Source organism: Burkholderia sp. SJZ089 (assembly GCF_007828315.1).
In the GTDB taxonomy this organism is placed as follows: Bacteria; Pseudomonadota; Gammaproteobacteria; order Burkholderiales; family Burkholderiaceae; genus Burkholderia; species Burkholderia gladioli.
Window position 1 is genome coordinate 132,363 of the sequence record NZ_VIUM01000006.1, and the last position, 17,031, is coordinate 149,393.

The following is a 17,031-nucleotide window of genomic DNA, read 5'->3' on the forward strand; positions in this document are numbered from 1 at the left end:
ATGTCCGAACTCTTCATCGACGGCGACTGGGTCGCCGGCAGCGGTCCCGAATTCTCCTCGCGCAACCCCGGCACCGACGAGCTGGTGTGGCAGGGCGCTGGCGCCTCGCCGGCCGACGTCGACTTCGCCGTGGCCAGCGCGCGTCGCGCCTTCGCGGCCTGGTCGGCGCTCGACTTCGAGGCGCGGGTGGCGATCGTCAAGCGCTTCGCCGCGATCCTCGGCGAACGCAAGGAGACGATCGCCGCCGCGATCGGCCGCGAGACCGGCAAGCCGCTGTGGGAGGCGCGCACCGAGGTGGCGACCATGGCCGCCAAGGTCGAGATCTCGATCACGTCCTACCACGAGCGCACCGGCGAGAAGCGCACCGCGATGGCCGACGGCACGGCCGTGCTGCGGCATCGCCCGCATGGCGTGGTGGCGGTGTTCGGGCCGTACAACTTCCCGGGCCACCTGCCCAACGGCCATATCGTGCCGGCCCTGATCGCCGGCAACACGGTGGTGTTCAAGCCTTCCGAGCTGGCGCCGGGCGTGGCGCGCGCCACCGTCGAGGCCTGGCGCGACGCGGGGCTGCCGGCCGGCGTGCTGAACCTGGTGCAGGGCGAGAAGGAAACCGGCGTGGCGCTGGCCAACCATCGCCAGATCGACGGGCTGTTCTTCACCGGCAGCTCGGACACGGGCACCCTGCTGCACCGCCAGTTCGGCGGCCGGCCCGAGATCGTGCTGGCGCTGGAGATGGGCGGCAACAACCCGCTGGTGATCGGCGACGTGGCCGATCTCGACGCGGCCGTGCATCACACCATCCAGTCGGCCTTCCTGTCGGCCGGGCAGCGCTGCACCTGCGCGCGCCGCATCTTCGTGCCGGAAGGCGCGGATGGCGAGCGTTTCCTGGCGCGCTTCGTCGAGGTCACGGCGCGGATCCGCGCCGGTCGTTACGACGCCGAGCCGCAGCCCTTCATGGGCGCGGTGATCTCGGCGCGCGCGGCCTCGCGCCTGGTCGAGGCGCAGGCCTCGCTGCTGGGCGCCGGCGCGCAGGCGCTGATCGCCATGGAGCAGCGCGACCCGAAGCTCGGCTTCGTCAACGCGGCGATCCTCGACGTCACGGCGGTGCGCGATCTTCCGGACACCGAATATTTCGGCCCGCTCGCGCAGGTGATCCGCTACGGCAGCTTCGACGAGGCGATCGCGCTGGCCAACGACACCGCCTACGGCCTGTCGGCCGGGCTGCTGTCCGACGACGCCGATGCCTGGGCGCATTTCCAGCGCAGCATCCGCGCCGGCATCGTCAACTGGAACCGGCCGACCAACGGCGCTTCTTCCGCCGCGCCGTTCGGCGGCACCGGCCGCTCGGGCAACCATCGGCCCAGCGCCTATTACGCGGCCGACTACTGCGCCTACCCGATGGCCTCGGTCGAGAGCGAACGGCTGAACATGCCGGCAAGCCTCTCGCCCGGCCTCCATTTCTGAGCAGGAAACGACCATGAACGCAACGCGCAACGCCATCGAGGCGAATTTCGACGGGCTGGTCGGCCCGACCCACAACTACGCGGGGCTGTCGTTCGGCAACGTGGCCTCGCTGAGCAACGAGAAGTCGGCGGCCAACCCGAAGGCCGCCGCCAAGCAGGGGCTGCGCAAGATGAAGCAGCTCGCCGATCTCGGCTTCGCGCAGGGCGTGCTGCCGCCGCAGGAGCGCCCCTCGCTGCGCCTGCTGCGCGAGCTCGGCTTCTCGGGCAAGGACGCCGACGTGATCGCCAAGGCCGCCAGGGAAGCGCCCGAGCTGCTGGCGGCCGCCAGCTCGGCCTCGGCGATGTGGACCGCCAACGCGGCCACCGTCAGCCCCTCGGCCGATACCGGCGACGGGCGGGTCCACTTCACGCCGGCCAACCTGTGCAGCAAGCTGCATCGCGCGATCGAGCACGAATCGACGCGCCGCACGCTGTCGGCGATCTTCGCCGACGAGTCGCGCTTCATGGTGCACGACGCGCTGCCCGGCACGCCGGCGCTCGGCGACGAGGGCGCGGCCAACCACACGCGCTTGTGCGCCGAATACGGCAGCGCCGGCGTCGAATTCTTCGTCTACGGCCGCAGCGAGTACCGGCGCGGGCCCGAGCCCAAGCGCTTTCCGGCGCGCCAGACCTTCGAGGCGAGCCGCGCGGTGGCGCAGCGCCACGGCCTGGCCGAGGACGCGACCGTCTACGCGTTGCAGAACCCCGAGGTGATCGATGCGGGCGTGTTCCACAACGACGTGATCGCGGTCGGCAATCGCGACACGCTGTTCTGCCACGAGCTGGCCTTCGCCGAGCGCCAGTCGGTGTATGACGCGCTGACGGCCTCGCTGGCGACGCGCGGCGCGCATCTGAACGTGATCGAGGTGCCCGAGGCGGCGGTGAGCGTGGCCGACGCGGTCGGCTCCTACCTGTTCAACAGCCAGCTGCTGTCGCGCGCCGACGGCTCGCAGGTGCTGGTGGTGCCGCAGGAATGCCGCGAGAACGAGCGCGTGGGACGCTATCTCGACGCGCTGGCGGCCGGCAACGGCCCGATCGGCGAGGTGCTGGTGTTCGACCTGCGCGAGAGCATGAAGAACGGCGGCGGCCCCGCCTGCCTGCGCCTGCGCGTGGTACTGAACGAGGCCGAGCGCGCCGCGGTGCGGCCGAACGTGTGGATCGACGACGCGCTGTTCGGCTCGCTCGACGCCTGGATCGAGAAGCACTATCGCGACCGCCTCGCGCCGTCCGACCTGACCGACCCGGCTCTGCTCGACGAGTCGCGCACCGCGCTCGACGAGCTGACGCAGATCCTCGAGCTCGGTTCGCTGTATGACTTCCAGCGCTGATCGCGGCGGCGCGTCCGCCTGGCTCGACGATTTCCTGGCCTTCACGCTGGCCGGCGGGACGCCCGACGCGCGCGAGGGCGTCTGCGCCGGCGGGGCGGTGCGCTACGCCTGGCGAGGCGAGGGCCTGCTGGAACTTGGTCCGGCAGCCTCGGCGGCGGGGGCCGCGGCGTCGGCCAGCCTGCTGGTATCGGCCGGTGTGCACGGCGACGAAACCGCGCCGATCGAACTGCTGTCGATGATGGTGCGCGACCTGGCGCGCGGCGCGCTGCCCTTGGCGAACCGCCTGCTGGTGGTGCTGGGCCACCCGGCGGCGATGCGTGCCGGCACGCGCTACCTCGACGACGACCTGAACCGCCTGTTCAACGGCCGCCACGCGCAGCGCGAAGGCAGCCGCGACGCACCGCGCGCGGCCGTGCTCGAGGCCGCGGCGCGCGAGTTCTTCGCCACCGCCCCCGAGTCTCGCCAGGCGCGCTGGCACCTCGACATGCACACGGCGATCCGCGCCTCGGCCTTCGAGCAGTTCGCGCTGCTGCCGCATATCGGCGAGCCGCCGGCGCGTGCCATGATCGACTGGCTGGCGCGCGCGCGGATCGCGGCGGTGCTGCTGCATACCGAGGCGGGCAATACCTATTCGCAGTTCTGCGCGAGCGCCTGCGGGGCGCTGGCCTGCACGCTGGAGCTCGGCAAGGTGCGCCCGTTCGGCCAGAACGAGCTGTCGCGCTTCGCCGGCGCCGATGCGGCGGTGCGCGCGCTGGTCGCGGGTGAAGTCGGCGGCGCCGTCGCGGACGCCGCCGCCGCCGCCGCGGCGCCCCTGGCGCCCCTGTTGCCGCGCGTGTTCACCGTGATCGGCCAGCTCACCAAGCAGAGCGAGGCTTTCGAGCTGCTGGTGGCCGGCGACGTGGCGAATTTCACGCCGCTGGCGCGCGGCACCCTGGTCGCGCGCGACGGCGACTATCGCTACCTGGTCTCGCACGACGAGGAGCGCATCGTGTTCCCGAACCCGGCGGTCAAGCCGGGCCTGCGAGCCGGGCTGATGGTGGTGGAGACCACCGAGGCCACGCTGGCCGCGCTCGGCTGAAGGCCGCCCGGCGCGGTTGGGCTCGATGCGGAGCGGCCCTTCGCGCGCCGCGTCGCGCGGCAAGCCGGCCCGCTCGCGGCGGGGCGCGGCGCGCGCGGCGGTACAATCGCGCCCTTGCGGCGTTTTCCGCCGCATCACGGTTTGACCCGTGCGTAGTGTCCGGGCGCCCGTCCCACGAGGGCGCGCGCCCGTTTGTCCAAGAACCGATCTGTATCTCGAGGAGAACCTTCCGATGAAGTTGAACTGGCGAAAGATGGCCGCGGGCGCGGTGGCGACGGCCGCCGCGATGTCCACCCTGTCCGGCGCGAGCGCCGCCGACCTGAAGCAGATCCGCTTCGGCGTCGAGGCCTCGTATGCGCCGTTCGAGTACAAGCTGCCCGACGGCAAGCTCGCCGGTTTCGACATCGATGTCGGCAATGCCGTGTGCGCGAAGCTGAAGGTCAAGTGCGTGTGGGTCGAGAACGACTTCGACGGCCTGATCCCGGCGCTGCAGGCCCGCAAGTTCGACGCGATCAATTCGGACATGACGATCACCGACCAGCGCAAGAAGGCGGTCGCGTTCACCGATCCGATCTACTCGATCCCGAACCAGCTGATCGCGAAGAAGGGCAGCGGCCTGCTGCCCACGCCCGCCTCGCTCAAGGGCAAGCGCGTCGGCGTGCTGCAGGGCACGATCCAGGAGTCCTACGCCAAGGCGCGCTGGGCCCCGGCCGGCGTCGAGGTGGTGCCCTACCAGACCCAGGACCTGGCCTACGAGGACCTGAAGTCGGGCCGCCTGGACGCCACCTTCCAGGATTCGGAAGCGGCCGCCAAGGGCTTCCTGGCCAAGCCGCAGGCCGCCGGCTTCGCGTTCGCGGGCCCGCAGGTGGTCGATGCCGAGATCCTCGGCTCGGGCGTCGGTTTCGGCCTGCGCAAGAACGACACCGACCTGCGCAACGCCATCAACGGCGCGCTGAAGGACCTGAAGGCCGACGGCACGATCGACAAGCTGGCGAAGAAGTATTTCAGCGTGCCGGTGGTGCTGAAGTAAGCCGCCGGAGCCGGCGACAAGAAAAAACCGGCCGCTCCCGTCTGGGGGCGGCCGGTTTTTTTGTCCGTCGCGGGCGGCGGGCGCGGCTCAGTGCGCCTCGCCGTCCCGCAGCGAGAAGAAGCGGCTCAGCTCGGCGCCGATATTGTTGAGCACCGCCATCTCGCGATGGGCGATGCGCTGGGTGCGCTGCGGGCCCGACCAATCGCCGTAGAGCAGGGCCGCGCAGTGATCGCCGCTGCGCACCGGCAGCAGCACGAAGCCGTGCACGTCGGGCAGCGCGTCGCGGTACCAGGCGGGCAGGCGGCGGCGCATCTTCGGCTCGTGCGCGTCCTCGATGAAGATCCCGACCGAGTTCGAGATCGCCAGGTGGAACACGTCGGGCTCGAAGGTCTCGTGAAAGCGCATGCGCGGCAGCGCGGCCTCCACGCCGAAACCGAAACCCAGCCTGGCCGAAAACACCCCGTCGGCATCGCGCACGAACATGATGGTGCGCGACAGCGCGAGGCCCGCCAGGACGCTTTCGGAGGCCAGCGCCAGCACGTGTTCCTGCTGGTTCTCGGTGGGCAGCGCGCGCAGGTCGGCCAGCCCGGTGTCGAGCGTGGCCTGCGGCTCGGCGGCCGCGCGTTCGAGCGCCGCCGCGTTGGCGCGCAGCGCCACGATCTCGCGCAGCACCGTGTCGCTGGCCTCGTCGTGGGCCAGCTCGCGGGCGATACGCACCAATTCGTCGGGCTCGATCTCGAGCGTGGCGGCGAAGCGCTGGGCCAGCGCCAGCAGGCGCGTGTCGCGCTGGCCGGCGCTCAGGCCCGGGGTGGTCATCACCGCGGCCACCTCGGTCGAGCAGTCGCTGACCGCGCGCAGCCACTGGATGCTTTCCGCGCTGGTTTCGTCGGCCGGGTCGAACGGCGCGATGCCGGCGCGGATCGACTCGGGCAGGCGCCAGCGCAGCGCGGCCTCCCGGCCGATCTCGTCGAAGCCCACGCCCAGCACGTCGACGCAGGCGGCGGCGTCGTTGCCGCCGAGTTCGGCCGCGCGGCGGCGGATCGCGTCCCACTCGCTGTCCAGGTAGAACACCACCAGCAGCTTGCCGACCTGGCGCATCAGGGTGCAGACGATCGCCTCCTCGCCGGCGCGCAGCTCCGCATCCTCGGTCAGGCTGCGCGCCACGCAGCCCGACAGCAGCGCGCGGTTCAGCTCCAGCTTGGCGTCGATGCGCTGCGAGGCGCCCTGATGGAAGTGGTCGACCAGCTTCAGGCCGACCACCAGGTGGCCGACCGCGTCCATGCCCAGCACCATCAGGGCGCGGGTCACGGTGGTGATGTTGCCGCCGAACGCGATGTACATCGCCGAGTTGGCGAGCCGGATCACCTTCTGCGTGAGCGCGAAGTCGGACAGCACCACGCCCACCAGCGCGGTGAAGTCGAGGTTGTCGTTGTCGATCGCGGCCATGGTCGCGCGCAGCGAATCCGACAGCATCGGAAAATCGCCGCGGTCGTTCATGCGCGCCCACAGCTTGTCGAGCAGCGCCGCTTTCGGCAGGTGTTCGGTGTATGTCGTCATACGGTTAATGGCTCGGTGCCGGCCCTCAGGCCGTTTCGCGCAGGTGAAGCAGACGAGCCTCGAAACGCTGGGCGAGTTCGTCGGATGGTAGCGCACGACACACGAGCCAGCCCTGGATATGGTCGCAACCCATTTCCGTCAGCAGTGCGCGCTGGGCCTCCGTCTCGACGCCTTCGGCGACGAGTTCGAGGTCTAGCGTCTGCGCAAGTCCGACGACGGCCGACACGATCGCGCGATCATTGCGCGACGTCAACAGATTTTCGACGAAACTGCGGTCGATCTTCAGGCGGGCGAGCGGAAAACGTTGCAGGTAGGCGAGGCTGGAGTAGCCGGTGCCGAAGTCGTCGACGGCAAAACGAATCCCCAGCGCGGCCACCTCCTCGAGCAGGGCCTTGGCGCCGACCGGGTCGTGCATCAGCAGGCTCTCGGTGATCTCCAGCACGATGCGCTGCGGGCTGATGCCGGTCAGCGCGATCGCCTCGCGCACGCCCTGCACGAAGCGCGGGTCGCGGAACTGCTGCGGCGAGACGTTGACGGCCACGTATTCGAGCACGATGCCCTGGTCGTCCCAGGACACCAGCTGCATGCAGGCGGCCTTCAGCACCCAGTTGCCGAGGTAATGAATCAGGCCGATTGATTCGGCCAGCGGGATGAAGGTGGCGGGCGGCACCAACCCGTGCACCGGGTGGTGCCAGCGGATCAGCGCCTCCACGCCGGCCACCGCGCCGCTGCGGCTTTCCGTGATCGGCTGGAAGTGCAGCGAGAATTCGCCGTTGCGCACGCCGTCGTAGAGATCGGATTCGAGCTTGAGCCGCTCGGCGTCGGTCGGGTCGGCCGCGCTCTGGTGGAAGGCCAGGGTATTGCCGCCGAGCGCCTTGGCCTGCGTCAGCGCGTGGTCGGCGCGGCGCAGCAGCGGGCTGTGATGATGCGGGCGGGTGGCGGCCGGGCGCTCGTCCGGGTACAGCGCGATGCCGATGCTGGCCGACAGGTGCACTGACTGGCCGTCGTAGCGATAGGGCGGCTGGATCGCCGCCTGCAGGCGCCGCGCCAGCGCCTGGGCGCGATCGCGCGCGGCCTCGCGGTCGGGCGCGTTGAACACGATCGCGAACTTGTCGCTGGCCACCCGCGCCAGCCGCTCCTCGTCGGCGATCGCGCCGCGCAGGCGCTGGGCGGTGTCGCGCAGCAGCATGTCGCCGGCGTCGTAGCCGAGCCCGCGGTTGATGCGCTGGTAGTCGTCCAGGTCGAGCAGCAGCAGCGCCGCGCAGCGGCCGTCCTCGTCGGCCGCGCGCTGCGCCTCCATCAGCCCGGGGATCAGCGCCGACAGGTTGTCGAGCCCCGTCATCGGGTCGTGGTGCATCTCGTAGGTGAGGCGCGCCTCCAGCGCGCGCCAGGCCGACACGTCGAAGGCGGCGATCGCGTAGCCGTCGACGCCGGCGTGATGGCTGCGCACCGCGCGCAGTTCCACGTCGAGCGGATAGGTCAGCGACTTGACGATGCAGACCGTGGCCTTCTCGACATGGCCGGTCTGGCTCGCCCGGGCGAGCAAGGCCTCCAGCGTCGCGGTATCCTGCTCGGGGATCAGGTCGCGCAGGGTCAGCGTGCGCAGGTAGTCGCGGTGATAGCCGATGAAACGCAGGCTGGCTTCCGAGACGTAGAGGAAGCGCAGGTCGCGGTCGACGTGGGCAAGAAAATCGACCGCGCCGACGGTCTGTTCGAGCCAGTGGCGGACGGTATCATCGTCGCGTGGCGCGCTGGCCCGGGCGGGCATCAAGGCGCCGCCGGACCAGGCGAGTCGGCGCAGCGCGCGTAGGGCGTGACGCCAGGTGCGCTTGTGCGGCGACGTGTTCCTGTTGGCTTCCATGTTTCTCGCTGGCTGGTGAGGCTGGAACCGCTGGTTCGGTTGCAATAACGGCTATCGGCTCCGATTCTTTAGCCAGTGGTGCGGTACTGGTATGCAAATCGCTTGATTTGGCTGGCGATTCGTTCGACAGGCGAACGAGCGGGGGCGGGACACTCCCGGACTTTATTGAAAACGAGGAACAAAATGAAGCGGAAAATTCTGTCGAGCCTGGCCGTGGCGGCGCTGGCCATGCACGCGCTGGCCGCGCAGGCGGTGCTGAAGGCGGGCGACGCGGCGCCCGATTTCACCACGCAGGCCTCGATCGGCGGCAAGACCTACGACTATTCGCTGGCCGACCAGCTGAAGAAGGGCCCGGTGGTGCTGTACTTCTACCCGGCCGCCTTCACCACCGGCTGCACCATCGAGGCCCATGCCTTCGCGGACGCGGTGGACGACTACAAGAAGTACGGCGCGACCGTGATCGGCGTGTCGGCCGACAAGATCGACACGCTGACCAAGTTCTCGGTCAGCGAGTGCCGCAGCAAATTCCCGGTGGCCGCCGACCCGGACGCGAAGATCATCCGCGAGTACGACGCCAAGCTGCCGGCCGTGGACCGCGCCAACCGCGTATCCTACGTGATTTCGCCCGAAGGCAAGGTGCTCTACGAGTACACCAGCATGTCGCCGGACAAGCACGTGGAGAACACCATGAACGCGGTCAAGGCCTGGGCGGCTGCCCACAAGACGCAGTAAGCGCGGCCGCGAGCCGGACGAAAGAAGCGCCCCTCGGGGCGCTTCTTTCATGGAGGGCAGGCGACGCGCTTCAGGCGCGCAAGGCCTGCTCGATCGGGCTGCCGCCGCCGATGAAGCCGATGATCTTGCGCGAGATGCCGAGCTTGATCGCCTCGACGGCGGCCCAGGCGACGTCCTGGCGGGCCACCGGCGTGGCGTCTTCCTGCCAGCGGTCGGTCAGCGCGATCTTGCCGACGCCGGGTTGGTCCGACAGCGGGCCGGGGCGCAGGATCACGTAGTCGACGCCGGAGGCGATCACGCGATCGTCGCCCTCGCGCTTCATGCGCGAGTAATGGGCCAGCTCGGCGGGGCCGCGCTCGGGTTCGTAGGCGCTCAGCGAGCTGATCACCACCAGTTTCTGCAGGTTGGCGGCCTTGGCGTATTCGGCGGCGCGGCCGACCGCGTCGCGGTCGATCGCGGCTTCCTGGGCCTCGCCTTCCGATTCGGCCGAGCCGGCCGCGTAGATCGCATGGCTGATGCCCTGGAACGCGGCCGAGAAATCGCCGTTCAGATCGGCCACCACCGGCTTCGCGCCGGGCAGGGCGAAGCCGGGCCGGCGCGCGAGCGCCGTCAGTTCGAAATCCCGCTGCTTGAGCAGCAGGTCCGCGAGCGCATGGCCGGTCCGGCCGGTCGCACCGATCAGCAATACCTTCATCGACATGGAACCGCTCCTTCGTGACGCCGCGTCCTCGCCGGCCGCGCCGGGCGACGCAGGAGCCACCAGTGTATGCCGAATCCGTCCCCGCACGCAGGCGTGGACGGTGGCGCCCGGCCGGATGGACGAGGACGGTGGATCGACCGATATCTTACAGAATGCCCACGACAAGGCGATGGCGAGGAAGCGGCGGCGCGACAGCGGAGAAGGGCGCCGCGATGCAATGGGATGCGAGCAGCAGGCGAGAGGACGACGGCGCCGCGTCTTCAGCCGATCGCGCGTTCCATCACCAGCAGTTCGCCGGTGAAGCGCGGCTGGCTCACGCGCGAGCACAGCGCGAAGCCCTCGCGCTGCCAGAACGCCACCGCGCGCGGATGGCTCGACACGGCGGCCAGCCGCAGCCGCGTCGCGCCCCAGCCGCGCGCGAGCGTCTCGATCAGGCCCAGCGCGGCGCGGCCGTGACCGCGGCCCTGCCGGGCCTGGTCGAACAGCAGCAGGCCGAGGAAGGCGCAGTCGGGCTCGGGGTGGGCGCGGATCAGGTCGGCGCAGCCGATGGTTTCGGCGCCGAGTTCGAAACCGAGCATGAACTTGTCGGCCGCGCGCTTGCCGGGCGGCATGCCCTCGAAGAAGTCGTCGACATCGTCCTGGCAAGGCATGCGGCCCTCGACGGCCAGCGTATAGGCCGGGGCGGCCAGGAACAGGCGCAGCACGGCGGCCTCGTCGGCCTCGCGCGTGAGCGCGCGCATCGCCAGCGCGTCCGCTTCGAGGTGCGTCGCGGCGCGGGCGGTTTCCCGCTGCCTCATCGCGGCGCGCGCCTCATTCGCTCGCGCCGGCCGGCCGCGGCGGCGGCATGCGGCGCGCGCGGCGCCGCTCGGCGGCCACGCGGATGCGGTCCATGTACAGATAGACCACCGGCGTGGTGTAGAGCGTCAGCACCTGCGAGACGATCAGCCCGCCGACGATCGCGATGCCCAGCGGCGCGCGCAGCTCGGCGCCGTCGCCGTGCCCGAAGGCCAGCGGCAGCGCGCCGAGCATGGCGGCCATGGTGGTCATCATGATCGGCCGGAAGCGCAGCCGGCAGGCCTCGTGGATCGCGTCGAACGAGGAACGGCCCTGGCGGGTGGCCTCGATCGCGAAGTCCACCATCATGATCGCGTTCTTCTTGACGATGCCGATCAGCAGGATCACGCCGATCAAGCCGATGATGCCGAACTCGGTCTTGAACAGCAGCAGGCCGAGCAGGGCGCCCACCCCGGCCGAGGGCAGGGTGGAGAGGATCGTCACCGGGTGGATGTAGCTCTCGTAGAGCATGCCCAGCACGATGTAGATCGCCGCGATCGCCGCCGCGATCAGCAGCAGCTGGTCCTGCAGCGCCTTCTGGAAGGCCTGCGCGGTGCCCTGGAAGCTGCCGGTGATGGTGGGCGGCATGCCGAGCTCGGCCATGGTCTGGTAGATCACCCGGGTGGCGTCAGACAGCGCCACGCCCGGCGGCAGGTTGAAGGAGATGGTGGTGGCCACGAACAGGCCCTGGTGGCTGACCGACAGCGGCGTGGTGGCCGGCCCGAAGCTGGCGATCGCCGAGAGCGGGATCATGGTCGACTTCGAGGTCGAGACCGCCGCGCCCGACGAGGCGCTCGACTTGCCGGTGGCCGCGATCGAGTTGAGCGCCGCGTTGCGCGCCGAATCGGAGGCGATCGCCGCCGCGCTGCTGGTGCTGGTGCCGGCCGTGCCGGTGCCCGCCGCGCTGCCCGCCACGAAGGTGCCGGCCGTGGCGTTGGTGGAGGACGAGCCGCTGGCCGAGCCGCCGGTGGTGCTGATCCAGATCTGCTTGAGCATCTCGGGGTCCTGCCAATACCGCGGCGCGACCTCCATCACCACGTGGTACTGGTTCAGCGGGTTGTAGATGGTCGAGACCTGGCGCTGGCCGAAGGCGTCGTACAGCGTGTTGTCGATCTCGGCGGGCTGGATGTTCAGGCGCGCGGCGGTGGCGCGGTCGATGTTGACCATCGCCTCCAGGCCGCCCTGCTGCTGGTCGGAGTTGACGTCGGCCAGCTGCGGCTTGCCCTGCAGCGCCTCGGTCAGCTTCGGCCCCCACTGGTAGAGCTCGGCGGTGGAATCGCCGAACAGCGTGAACTGGTATTGCGCGTTCGACTGCCTGCCGCCCACGCGCAGGTCCTGGGCGGCCTGCAGGAAGGTACGCGCGCCGGCCACGCGCGCCAGGCGCGGGCGCAGCTGGGCGATCACCTGGTCGGCCGAGAGCTTGCGGCCCGGCTTGTCCTTGAGGGTGATGAACATGAAGCCGGTATTGGTCGCGCGTCCGCCGCTGAAGCCGGCCACGGTGGCCACGTTCGGGTCCGACTGCACGATCTTCATCATCTCGGTGAACTTGAGCTTCATCGCCTGGAACGAGGTCGACTGGTCGGCCTGGATGCCGCCGATCAGCATGCCGGTGTCCTGCTGCGGGAAGAAGCCCTTGGGGATCTTCACGTAGAGCAGCACGTTCAGCGCGACGGTGGCCACCAGCGACAGGATGATGAGGCGCGGATGGCGCAGCGCCCACACCACGGTGACGTCGTAGCCGCGCTGCAGGCGCGCGAAGCCGCGCTCGAGCCAGCGCCCCACGCGCCCTTCCTCGCGCTTGGGATCGTGCTCGGGCAGCAGGCGCGCGCACATCATCGGCGTGAGCGTGAGCGAGACGAACAGCGAGACGAAGATCGCCAGCGACAGCGTCAGCGCGAACTCGCGGAACAGCCGCCCGACGATGCCGCTCATCAGCAGGATCGGCAGGAACACGGCCACCAGCGACAGGCTGATCGACAGCACCGTGAAGCCCACCTCGCGCGCGCCCTCGAAGGCGGCCTGCAGGCGCGGCTTGCCGCTCTCGATATGGCGCGAGATGTTCTCCAGCACCACGATCGCGTCGTCGACCACGAAGCCGGTGGCGACGATCAGCGCCATCAGCGAGAGGTTGTCGAGCGAGAAGCCGAGCAGATACATCGCGCCGAAGGTGCCGATGATCGAGATCGGCACCGCCACGCTAGGGATCAGGGTGGCGCGCCAGTTGCGCAGGAACAGGAACACCACCATCACCACCAGGCCCACCGCGATCAGCAGGGTGTGCTCGGTATCGGTCAGCGAGGCGCGGATGGTGCGCGAGCGGTCCAGCACCGGCGCCACGTCCACGTCGGCCGGCATGCCGGCGGTGAGCTGCGGCAGCGAGGCCTTGACGCGATCCACCGCGTCGATGATGTTGGCGCCCGGCGAGCGGTAGAGGATCACCAGCACCGCCTTCTTGCCGTTGGCCAGGCCCACGTTGCGCAGGTCCTCGACCGAGTCGACCACGCTGCCCACGTCGTCGAGCCGCACCGCCGCGTTGTTGCGGTAGGCGATCACCAGGTCGCGGTACTGCGAAGCCTGCGAGGCCTGGTCGTTGGTATAGAGCTGGTAGTGGGCGGGCCCGTATTCGATCGCGCCCTTCGGGCTGTTGGCGTTGGCCGAGGCGAGCGCGGCGCGCACGTCCTCCAGGCCGATGCCGTAGTGGAACAGCGCGTGCGGCTCGAGCTCGATGCGCACCGCCGGGTTGGCCGAGCCCGACACGTCCACCTCGCCGATCCCCTCGATCTGCGAGAGCGCCTGCTGCAGCACGGTGGAGGCCGCGTCGTACAGGCGCGCCGGCGAGGCCGTGTCGGAGGTGACGGCCAGCACCATGATCGGCGAGTCGGCCGGGTTGACCTTCTTGTAGGTGGGGTTGCTCTTGAGGCTGGCGGGCAGGTCGGCGCGCGCCGCGTTGATGGCGGCCTGCACGTCGCGCGCGGCGCCGTCGATGTCGCGGTCCAGCCCGAACTGCAGAATGATGCGCGCGCTGCCCACCGAGCTGGTCGAGGTCATCTCGGTGACGTCGGCGATCGAGCCCAGGTGCCGCTCCAGCGGGCTGGTCACGCTGGTGGCGACCGTGTCGGGGCTGGCCCCGGGCAGCGAGGCCGACACCGAGATGGTCGGGAAGTCCACCTGCGGCAGCGGCGAGACCGGCAGCCGGACGAAGGCGAACAGGCCCGAGAGCGCGATCCCGAGCGCGAGCAGGGTGGTCGCGATCGGGCGCTCGATGAACAGGCGCGACAGGTTCATTTACGCGCCCGTTCCGTTGCCGCCGGCGGCCGGCCGGCGCCGTTCGAAGGCCTGCCGCACACGGCGTGCCAGCGAATCGAAGCCGAGGTAGATCACCGGCGTGGTGAACAGCGTCAGCACCTGCGAGACGATCAGGCCGCCGGCGATCGCGATCCCCAGCGGCTGGCGCAGCTCCGAGCCCGCGCCCGAACCGACGATCAGCGGCACCGCGCCGAGCAGGGCGGCCAGGGTGGTCATCAGGATCGGCCGGAAGCGCAGCAGGCAGGCCTGGTAGATCGCCTCGCGCGGTGACTTGCCTTCGTTGCGCTCGGCCTCGAGCGCGAAGTCGATCATCATGATCGCGTTCTTCTTGACGATGCCGATCAGGAGCACGATGCCGATGATGCCGATGATGTCGAGGTCGTGGCCGGTGATCATCAGCGCGAGCAGCGCGCCCACCCCGGCCGAGGGCAGGGTGGAGAGGATCGTGATCGGGTGGATGTAGCTCTCGTAGAGCACGCCCAGCACGATGTACATGGTCACGATCGCGGCCAGGATCAGGAACAGCTGGTTCGACAGCGAGGACTGGAAGGCCAGCGCCGCGCCCTGGAAGCGGGTCTGGAACGAGGCCGGCAGCCCGATCGCCTTCTCGGCGGCGGTGATCGCATTGACGCCCTCGCCCAGCGAGGCGCCCGGCGCGAGATTGAAGGACACCGTGGCGGCCGGGAACTGGCCGAGGTGGGTGACCAGGAGCGGCGCGGGGCGCTCGTGGAACTTGGCGATCGAGGACAGCGGCACCTGGCCGCCGCCCGAGGCCGGCAGGTAGATGCTGTTGAGCGATTCCACGTAGTGCTGCATCTGCGGCTCGGCTTCCAGGATCACGCGGTACTGGTTCGACTGCGTGAAGATGGTCGAGACGATGCGCTGGCCGAAGGCGTCGTAGAGCGCGTTGTCGACGGTGGCCGGCGTGATGCCGAAGCGCGCCGCGGTGGCGCGGTCGATCTCGACATAGACCGACTTGCCGTTGGCCTGCAGGTCGGTGGCCACGTCGGCCAGCGAGCGCTCCTTCTGCAACTGCTGCATCAGCTTGGGCACCCAGGTGGCGAAGTCGTCGGGGTTCGGGCTGGTCAGCAGGAACTGGTACTGGGTCGGGCTGACCGTCGAGTCGATGGTCAGATCCTGCACCGGCTGCATGTAGAGCTGGATGCCGGGCAGGTTCGCCACCTGCTTCTGCAGGTCGCGGATGATCTGCGTGGCCGATTCGCTGCGGTCGTCGCGGTTCTTCAGGTTGATCAGCATGCGCCCGCTGTTGAGCGTGATGTTCGAGCCGTCCACGCCGATGAAGGAGGTCAGGCCGTCGACGTTCGGATTCTTCAGGACCTCGGCGGCCAGTGCCTGCTGCCGCTCGGCCATCGAGCCGTAGGAGACCGCCTGCGGCGCCTGGGTGATGGCCTGGATCACGCCGGTGTCCTGCACCGGGAAGAAGCCCTTGGGCACGTACACGTAGAGCAGGGCGGTCAGCGCCAGGGTCAGCAGGGCCACCACCAGGGTCGAGCGCTCGCGCTCCAGCACCCAGCGCAGCGCCGTGCCGTAGCGCGCGATCACCTTGTCGATCACCACGTGCACGCGCGTCTCGAAGCGGTGCTCGCCCTTGGGCGGGGTGTGGCGCAGCAGCTTCGCGCACATCATCGGCACCAGGGTCAGCGAGACCACCGCCGAGATCACGATGGTCACCGCCAGGGTGATCGCGAACTCGTGGAACAGTCGGCCCACCACGTCGCCCATGAACAGCAGCGGGATCAGCACCGCGATCAGCGAGACCGTCAGCGAGATGATGGTGAAGCCGATCTGCCTGGAGCCCTTGAGCGCGGCCTCCAGCGGCCCCTCGCCTTCCTCCACGTAGCGCGCGATGTTCTCGATCATCACGATCGCGTCGTCGACCACGAAGCCGGTGGCGATGGTCAGCGCCATCAGCGAGAGGTTGTTCAGCGAGAAGCCGGCCAGGTACATCACCGCCAGCGTGCCGATCAGCGAGAGCGGCACCGACAGGCTCGGGATGATGGTCGCGTAGATGTTGGCCAGGAACAGGTACATCACCAGCACCACCAGCACCACCGCCAGCGCCAGCTCGAACTGCACGTCGCGCACCGCGGCGCGGATCATGGTGGTGCGGTCGGTGACGATCTGCACGTCGAGCGCGGCCGGCAGCGTCTCCTGCAGCTTGGGCAGGATCGCCTTGATCGCGTCGACGGTCTGGATCACGTTGGCGCCCGGCTGGCGCTGCACGTTGACGATGATCGCGGGTTCGGAATCGACCCAGGCGCCGAGCTTGGTGTTCTCGGTGCCGGCGATCACCTTGGCCACGTCGGTCAGCATCACCGGGCGGCCGTTCTTGTAGGCCACCACCGCGTCGTTGTACTGGTCGGCGCTGGTCAGCTGGTCGTTGGCGTTGATCGTGTAGGCGCGCGTCGGGCCGTCGAAGTTGCCCTTCGGCGTGTTGACGTTGAGGTTCGAGATGGTGGTGCGCAGGTCGTCCAGGTTCAGGCCGTATTGCGCCAGCGCCAGCGGGTTGGCCTGGATCCGCACCGCCGGCCGGTTGCCGCCCGACAGGCTCACCAGGCCCACGCCCGAGACCTGCGAGATCTTCATCGCCAGGCGCGTGTCGGTCAGGTCCTGCATCTGCGAGAGCGGCAGCGTCTTGGAGGTGATCGCCAGCGTCAGGATCGGCGCGTCGGCCGGGTTGACCTTGGCGTAGATCGGCGGCGCGGGCAGGTCCGAGGGCAGCAGGTTGCCGGCCGCGTTGATGGCGGCCTGCACTTCCTGCTCGGCGATGTCCAGCGGCAGGTCCAGGCTGAACTGCAGCGTGATCACCGAGGCGCCGGCCGAGCTCTGCGAGGACATCTGGTTCAGCGAGGGCATCTGGCCGAACTGGCGCTCCAGCGGCGCGGTCACCGAGGAGGTCATCACCTCGGGGCTCGCACCGGGGTAGAAGGTCTGCACCTGGATGGTCGGGTAGTCGACCTCGGGCAGCGCGGCCAGCGGCAGGAAGCGCAGCGAGACCAGGCCGGCCAGCATGATGGCCGCCATCAGCAAGGCGGTGCCGACCGGGCGAAGAATGAATAGACGTGACGGATTCATCGATCAG

Annotated in this window: 11 protein-coding genes; 5 read left to right on the plus strand and 6 right to left on the minus strand. The window is 69.7% G+C overall.

The genetic code is table 11. The features are described 5' to 3' along the window. The 4 genes from astD (at position 1) to FB600_RS13135 (ending at position 4,938) form a co-directional block, all read left to right on the plus strand. Entirely contained in the window at positions 1-1,464 is a 1,464-nt protein-coding gene (gene astD, locus FB600_RS13120) for a succinylglutamate-semialdehyde dehydrogenase (RefSeq protein WP_096749456.1), read from the plus strand. Between the two features lie 13 nt (positions 1,465-1,477). Beyond that, positions 1,478-2,830 carry an N-succinylarginine dihydrolase gene (astB, locus tag FB600_RS13125; RefSeq protein ID WP_096749455.1) on the plus strand — a complete coding sequence of 451 codons (1,353 nt, stop codon included), beginning with the start codon at positions 1,478-1,480 and terminating at the stop codon, positions 2,828-2,830. Continuing rightward, complete coding sequence (gene astE / locus FB600_RS13130; RefSeq protein ID WP_096749454.1) at positions 2,814-3,908, plus strand: succinylglutamate desuccinylase; 1,095 nt, start codon at positions 2,814-2,816, stop codon at positions 3,906-3,908. Before astB ends, astE begins: the two co-directional genes overlap by 17 nt. A 232-nt stretch (positions 3,909-4,140) precedes the next feature. Next, the gene (locus FB600_RS13135; protein ID WP_096749453.1) at positions 4,141-4,938 is read left to right on the plus strand and encodes an ABC transporter substrate-binding protein; all 798 of its coding nucleotides are present in this window, start codon (positions 4,141-4,143) and stop codon (positions 4,936-4,938) included. A gap of 87 nt (positions 4,939-5,025) precedes the next feature. On the opposite strand, the gene FB600_RS13140 is transcribed toward FB600_RS13135, so the two are convergent. After that, entirely contained in the window at positions 5,026-6,495 is a 1,470-nt protein-coding gene (locus tag FB600_RS13140) for an HDOD domain-containing protein (RefSeq protein ID WP_096749452.1), read from the minus strand. A 25-nt stretch (positions 6,496-6,520) separates the two neighbouring features. Further along, positions 6,521-8,263, minus strand: a complete 1,743-nt coding sequence (cdpA, locus tag FB600_RS13145) for a cyclic di-GMP phosphodiesterase CdpA (protein ID WP_193759520.1) — start codon at positions 8,261-8,263, stop codon at positions 6,521-6,523. Between the two features lie 276 nt (positions 8,264-8,539). Here cdpA and FB600_RS13150 point away from each other — a divergent pair, with 276 nt between their 5' ends. Beyond that, on the plus strand, positions 8,540-9,088 hold the full coding sequence (locus FB600_RS13150) for a peroxiredoxin (RefSeq protein ID WP_096749450.1): 549 nt from the start codon (positions 8,540-8,542) through the stop codon (positions 9,086-9,088). A gap of 70 nt (positions 9,089-9,158) precedes the next feature. Here FB600_RS13150 and FB600_RS13155 read toward each other — a convergent pair whose 3' ends face one another. The 4 genes from FB600_RS13155 to FB600_RS13170 form a co-directional block, all read right to left on the minus strand. After that, positions 9,159-9,788: an SDR family oxidoreductase gene (locus tag FB600_RS13155; protein WP_036052222.1), complete on the minus strand. Its 630-nt coding sequence runs from the start codon at positions 9,786-9,788 to the stop codon at positions 9,159-9,161. A gap of 260 nt (positions 9,789-10,048) precedes the next feature. Then, entirely contained in the window at positions 10,049-10,585 is a 537-nt protein-coding gene (locus tag FB600_RS13160; RefSeq protein WP_098154375.1) for a GNAT family N-acetyltransferase, read from the minus strand. A 13-nt stretch (positions 10,586-10,598) separates the two neighbouring features. Beyond that, positions 10,599-13,907 (minus strand): efflux RND transporter permease subunit, encoded by a 3,309-nt coding sequence (locus FB600_RS13165; RefSeq protein ID WP_145756929.1) that lies wholly within the window; start codon positions 13,905-13,907, stop codon positions 10,599-10,601. Beyond that, positions 13,908-17,024 (minus strand): MdtB/MuxB family multidrug efflux RND transporter permease subunit, encoded by a 3,117-nt coding sequence (locus FB600_RS13170; protein ID WP_145756928.1) that lies wholly within the window; start codon positions 17,022-17,024, stop codon positions 13,908-13,910. Positions 17,025-17,031: the final 7 nt, after the last annotated feature.

What these genes read in the sequence shown, in the direction of transcription:
- FB600_RS13170 (WP_145756928.1), bottom strand. Translation starts at nt 17,024, where the DNA reads ATGAATCCGTCACGTCTATTCATTCTTCGCCCGGTCGGCACCGCCTTG.
- astB (WP_096749455.1), top strand. Translation starts at nt 1,478, where the DNA reads ATGAACGCAACGCGCAACGCCATCGAGGCGAATTTCGACGGGCTGGTC.
- FB600_RS13150 (WP_096749450.1), top strand. Translation starts at nt 8,540, where the DNA reads ATGAAGCGGAAAATTCTGTCGAGCCTGGCCGTGGCGGCGCTGGCCATG.
- FB600_RS13165 (WP_145756929.1), bottom strand. Translation starts at nt 13,907, where the DNA reads ATGAACCTGTCGCGCCTGTTCATCGAGCGCCCGATCGCGACCACCCTG.
- FB600_RS13155 (WP_036052222.1), bottom strand. Translation starts at nt 9,788, where the DNA reads ATGTCGATGAAGGTATTGCTGATCGGTGCGACCGGCCGGACCGGCCAT.
- FB600_RS13160 (WP_098154375.1), bottom strand. Translation starts at nt 10,585, where the DNA reads ATGAGGCAGCGGGAAACCGCCCGCGCCGCGACGCACCTCGAAGCGGAC.
- astD (WP_096749456.1), top strand. Translation starts at nt 1, where the DNA reads ATGTCCGAACTCTTCATCGACGGCGACTGGGTCGCCGGCAGCGGTCCC.
- cdpA (WP_193759520.1), bottom strand. Translation starts at nt 8,263, where the DNA reads ATGCCCGCCCGGGCCAGCGCGCCACGCGACGATGATACCGTCCGCCAC.
- FB600_RS13135 (WP_096749453.1), top strand. Translation starts at nt 4,141, where the DNA reads ATGAAGTTGAACTGGCGAAAGATGGCCGCGGGCGCGGTGGCGACGGCC.
- astE (WP_096749454.1), top strand. Translation starts at nt 2,814, where the DNA reads ATGACTTCCAGCGCTGATCGCGGCGGCGCGTCCGCCTGGCTCGACGAT.
- FB600_RS13140 (WP_096749452.1), bottom strand. Translation starts at nt 6,495, where the DNA reads ATGACGACATACACCGAACACCTGCCGAAAGCGGCGCTGCTCGACAAG.